The organism is Burkholderiales bacterium, assembly GCA_035560005.1.
GTDB lineage: Bacteria > Pseudomonadota > Gammaproteobacteria > Burkholderiales > Eutrophovitaceae > DASRFY01.
Genome location: DATMAN010000033.1, coordinates 1 through 3,775 on the forward strand (window position 1 = coordinate 1; position 3,775 = coordinate 3,775).

The window sequence follows — 3,775 nt, forward strand, 5'->3', positions numbered from 1 at the left end:
CCGCCCGCCTGGTCGAACAGCTGCTCACCTTGGCGCGCCTGGAGTCGGGCGGGCAGCCAGGCAGCATGGCGCGCTGCGACCTGCGTGAAATCGTGCGCGCCGAGATCGCGGAGCATGCCCCGCGCGCACTGGAAAAGGGACTCGAACTCGCGCTCGAGGACGGTCCGCCCGTCTGGATGAACGGCGACGCCGGACTGCTCGCAATTCTCGCCCGCAACCTGGTGGACAACGCCGTGCGCTATACACCCGACGGGGGGACCATCGAAGCCGGCGTCTGGCGCGACGGGCAGGACGTGCGCCTCGAAGTCAGGAACAGCGGTCCTCCCCTTCCGTCCGATGCCCTCGCCCGGCTCGGCGAGCGCTTCTACCGCCCCGCCGGAGCCGAAGAACCCGGCAGCGGTCTCGGGCTTTCGATCGTCGGGCGCATCGCCGAACTGCACGGCGGGCGCGTGCGCTACTCAGGCGGCCCGGACGGCAGCGGATTCCGCGCGATGGTGGAGTTCTCAAAAGCGGAGTGACCGAACAGCCGGCCGAGGAAGCGCTCCTGTCGCGCTCGGCATTCGCTGAACGCTTTTGTGCGTACCCTCGGCGTAGCTCCGATGACTTACCTGACGCGCTGGCGGATGCTGCTTGCCTGCCGGCGGCTGCGCGACTCGCCGGCTTCGTGCGGGCACGTCGACGCCGCAGGAAGCCAGCAGGACGGGTTGCTCGGGGTGCTACCGGCGGAGTGGACCCCGCGGGCCCGACACTGTCGTAGGGCTCCTCGCGCCGCTCAACCGGTCGGCGTGCTCCCGCATCGCGCCCACCACCAAAGCGATGACCTTCCTGACGGCCTGGGCCCGGAGCATCTCGCGGCGATAGACAAGCGATATGCGATGGCTTCCCAGGACCTCATCGGTGAGCCGCCTCAGGCTGGGTTCGGTTTCTGCGAGCATGCATGGGAGCACCGCCAGACCCAGACCGCTCGTCGCCGCGGCCAGCATGTCGGTCATCTCGCGATTGCGAAGCACGATGGTCGCGCCCTTGCCGTGCTCGGCGATCCATCTTGCGCCGGGCACGTGGACGATGCTGTCGTCGAAGCCGATGACTTCATGACCGGCGAGATTGCGCGGGTTGTCCGGCGCAGGCCTGCGCGCGAGATAGCGATCGGCGGCATACAGTGACCAACCTGCTTCGCCCAGATTCTGGGCGACGAGATCTTCATCCGTCACCGGCCCCATGCGCAGCGCGAGGTCCGCTTCACCCCGCTTCAGGTCGACCGGCCTGCTTCCGCTCAAAAGTTCGATTGCGATCTCGGGGTTTTCGCGGCGCCACTGCGCAATCCTTCCGCTGAGCAGCGCCGCAAAGCCGGATGGCACGGCGAGTCGCACGCGCGTCTGGCAGCCGGCAGCTTCGTCCATCACGGCCAGAACGCTGCGTGCGATGCCCTCGACAAGCGGTAGCAACCTCTCTCCAAGCGATGTCAGCTGCAAACCGTCCGCCCGCCGAATGACCAGCGGTGCGCCAAACGAACGCTCCAGCGAAGTCAAGCGTCGACCGACGGTCGTGTGCTCGACCCCGAGCGCACGTGCCGCGCCAGAAAGGGTTCCGCTCTGCGCGGCCCGAAGAAAGTAGCGCAGGTCATCCCAGTCCAGATCGTCTTTGCCCGCCATGCGGCCATTCTAGCGCCGGCGCCTTGCCCGTTGTGCTGTTGCGCACGGCCCTGTGCGCGATTGAGGAGTCGACTTCGGCGCTCGTTGCGCCCACGATGTTTGCGAAGGGCTGTACTCGTCGAAACGGAAAACTCAGCGGAGGAAAGACCCATGCGTGTAATGGAGTCCGTCGATGCATTGAACCAGGAGATGATGGCGGTCTGGAACCGCCATGATATGGAGGGATTCGGGAACCTCTACCTCGAGAACGCCGATTTCGTGAACATCTTCGGCGATTGGCTCAGGGGCCGCGCCCAGATCGTATCCGAACACGCTCGCCGCCACCTGAGCATGTTCCGTACAGCCCGGCTGACGATTCAATCGACCGATGTGCGCTGTATGCGCCCGGATATCGTTGTTGTGCGTTCGCGCTGGCGGATGGATGGCATCCTGGACCCCGAAGGCAACCCCGCGCCATCACGTTCCGGGCTCCTGATGCATGTCATGGAGCGTGGCGAGGGTGGCTGGCGCATCGTCGCCACGCAAAACACCGAAATCGCCCGCGTGGAGCGGTGGACATGAGTTCGCGACTGCTGGTCTTCGGCGCGAGTGGCGGCACCGGGCGTGAACTCGTGTCGCAAGGGCTCGACCGCGGGCTGTGCGTCACTGCGTTCGTGCGCGAACCCACACGACTCGCCGTCCGGCACGCGAACCTTCGAATCGTTCAGGGCGACGTAGGCGAGCGATCGAGCCTCGATGAAGCCGTTGCCGGACAGGATGTCGTGATCTCTGCGCTCGGTACGGGCCGGGCGCTCAGGCACGACCCCGCTGTGGTGCAAGGCATCCGCAACATCATCCAGGTCATGCACGACCATGGCGTGAGCCGATTCATTTATCTTTCCTTCATCGGCGTCGCAGAAAGCCGCAAGGAAGCGGGGTGGATGCTGCGCTACGTCGCGAGGTGGCCACTGCGCAATGAGATCGCGGATCACGAGGCCAAGGAAGGACTCGTCCGCGCAAGCCGGCTGGACTGGACCATCGTCAGAGCGCCCAAGCTTACGAACGGGCCTTACACGGGAACCTACAGGGTCGGTGAGTGCATTGCCGCCCGATCGGCGTTGCCCGCGCTCTCCCGGGCCGACGTGGCCGATTTCATGTTGAGCCAGATCGTGGACACCAACTATGTCGGTCGGACGCCTCGGTTGCTGCCGTAGATGCAGGGGCGCTGCGCCCTGTTCTCCCGGAGCCCGAAGTCGTACAGCGTTCTGAGCTGAGGATCGCCATCCTCGGAGGGCTTTCGCAATAAAAGGAACGGCGTTCTTGCCTTTGATCGTCAAGGTTTCTGCGCAAGGAACTGCCGGCAATCGCCCTCGCCGCGGCACCGATGGCGCCCTTTTCAATGCACGAACCGGGCTCTACGCCGATCGATGCCGAGCCCGGCAATGACGCCTCGCCTGCGCAATCCGCAGCTGTCTTCGCGGTGCAAGGACCTGCTCGGAACCGCCGCGCGGAAGCGCGCGTGGGGAGCATCAAACGAAAAAGCCACCTTCCATGGTGGCTTTTGCATTATGGCGTCCCCACGGGGATTCGAACCCCGGTTACCGCCGTGAAAGTACGAAATGGCGTGTCAACGGACGTAAACGGGTGTTGATTTTTCACGTGTTTTTACTTCACAATGCTCCCGTTTACACCCATAAACTTTAACAAAACTTTAACAAGCCCGTTACCGCCGTGGCACGAATCGACCTCATCGGCCGCCGCGAAAGGCTGCCGGTTCGCCCCGCCCCGTACTGGCGCACGATCCGCCGCGGCCATGCGCTCGGCTTTCGCAGGACCCGGTTCGGGGGCACCTGGGTCGCGCGCATCTTCGTCAACGGCAAGCTCTCCCACAAGGCGCTCGGCGAGGAGCGCGAACTCACCTACGAGGAAGCGCTCGCCTTGGCCGAGCAGTGGTGGAAGACCTTCGCCGACGGCGTGCCGCGCGACTACGACGTGCTCGATGCACTGGAGGACTACGCGCACACGAAGGCCGCGGACGGCTCCCAGACCGTCTGGCAGGACCTGGACAGCATCAACAAGCACGTCACCGGCGAATTCCTCGCGCTAAAGCTCGGCGAGCTGAAAACAGCCGACTTGGAGCGCTG

General features: G+C 64.9%; 5 protein-coding genes. 4 read left to right on the forward strand and 1 reads right to left on the reverse strand.

What is annotated here, in order from left to right; genetic code table 11:
• The coding region (locus tag VNM24_04730) for an ATP-binding protein (GenBank protein HWQ37909.1) at window positions 1-518 on the forward strand (518 nt) is incomplete at its 5' end.
• Between the two features lie 198 nt (window positions 519-716).
• Here VNM24_04730 and VNM24_04735 read toward each other — a convergent pair.
• The gene (locus VNM24_04735) at window positions 717-1,652 is read right to left on the reverse strand and encodes a LysR family transcriptional regulator (protein HWQ37910.1); all 936 of its coding nucleotides are present in this window, start codon (window positions 1,650-1,652) and stop codon (window positions 717-719) included.
• A gap of 150 nt (window positions 1,653-1,802) precedes the next feature.
• Between VNM24_04735 and VNM24_04740 the strand changes: the two genes are divergently transcribed.
• The 3 genes from VNM24_04740 to VNM24_04750 all read left to right on the forward strand — a co-directional run.
• Window positions 1,803-2,213: an SgcJ/EcaC family oxidoreductase gene (locus VNM24_04740; protein ID HWQ37911.1), complete on the forward strand. Its 411-nt coding sequence runs from the start codon at window positions 1,803-1,805 to the stop codon at window positions 2,211-2,213.
• On the forward strand, window positions 2,210-2,845 hold the full coding sequence (locus VNM24_04745) for an SDR family oxidoreductase (protein HWQ37912.1): 636 nt from the start codon (window positions 2,210-2,212) through the stop codon (window positions 2,843-2,845). Before VNM24_04740 ends, VNM24_04745 begins: the two co-directional genes overlap by 4 nt.
• Before the next feature lie 517 nt (window positions 2,846-3,362).
• The coding region (locus VNM24_04750; GenBank protein HWQ37913.1) for a hypothetical protein at window positions 3,363-3,775 on the forward strand (413 nt) is incomplete at its 3' end.